The sequence below is a fragment of the Enterococcus sp. 5B3_DIV0040 genome (genome assembly GCF_002140755.1).
GTDB classification, from domain to species: domain Bacteria; phylum Bacillota; class Bacilli; order Lactobacillales; family Enterococcaceae; genus Enterococcus_D; species Enterococcus_D casseliflavus.
In genome coordinates this window covers 1,321,314-1,322,559 of record NZ_NGLC01000001.1, presented here as the reverse complement: position 1 = coordinate 1,322,559, position 1,246 = coordinate 1,321,314, and the positions used below count along the sequence as shown (strand labels likewise).

1 protein-coding gene is annotated in these 1,246 nt (G+C 27.0%); it reads right to left on the bottom strand.

Annotated features, from left to right (window positions below; translation table 11 throughout):
- Nucleotides 1–281 precede the first annotated feature (281 nt).
- The coding region (locus A5883_RS06275) for a helix-turn-helix domain-containing protein (RefSeq protein ID WP_086338172.1) at nt 282–1,246 on the bottom strand (965 nt) is incomplete at its 5' end.

Genomic DNA, 1,246 nt, shown 5'->3' with positions numbered 1-1,246 from the left:
ACATAATTATTCCCCATGCTTTTCACATTAACCACATCTCCAATTTATACTTTTAAGTAATTCACATCCTTCTAACTTGGTAGAATCTTTTTTGCGTACTCTTAAATAGAAAATTGTAAGTTGTCAGTATTTAATGTAAAAACAAAGTTATTCTTCCATGTCTTTTGAACTCAATGAATTCTTCAAATTTTAGATTTTTTTCAGATATATGAGTTTGTACCATAAAGATGTTATTTCCTAATCCTGCACATATTTTTAAGTTTGTATTTAGTCTAAATATATTATCCTAGTTTTGATATAATTCTTGCTTGAACCACTGAATTTAAATTATCCCAATGGTCCTTATTATGTATATCCCTAAAAAAAGCAAAATCCTGCGAATTGTCATGGTTTAGAATACCATCCGAGACTAATATATCTGCTTCATTATGATTAGAACTAAATTTAATGATTTTCTCATTGAAAATTGCAAGCAATTTATTTTGAATAACAGGTACATATTCAGGATGATGTAGCATAGATATGGCAATAACCACAGTTTCTTTATTTTGAACAGGTAAAAAATAAGATAAGATGTGGGATAATTTATTTGCAAAAAGTTCTTTATCTCCAACTTGTAATTCGAAATTTAAGACTGTATTTAAAATAATATTTTGAACTTCATGAATTCTGTTATCATTACTATATTGACTAGTGGTGCCATTTAGATTTTCAAAATAAATATTTTGATAAGCCCAAGTATTAATATTAAATATTTCGAGGGATTTTTTATCTATATCTTGAATTAAATACCCACGAGAAACGGCATTTTCTAGGATTGATAAAAGAATTTCATGTTTCACTTTTGTAGTTTGTAGACTTTTATAATTTTCACCAACTAAGTCGATATTCACCCTTGTTTGTCTATCAGCAAAAACATTATATGCCATCACTTGTACTAAATAATGATAAGTTCTTATATACTTCTCATTACCTTCCAAGGAAATTGATTCGAAATCGCTGTTTATAGTGATTGGAATTCTTTGTGATTCAAAAATATCTCTTAAACGGCTAATCAATTTATAGCTATATGATTTACTAAACATTAATTTTTCTGAAATATCTACCACACGTGTCTTGCGATATTTTAATAAATAGAGCAATAAACGAAAAAAAGGTGATTCATCAAAAAACTTTTTCTTAAGATTAACAAACACATTCAGTAAAAGTTCTTGACTAAATCCTTCGATTAATCCTATAGTATTTT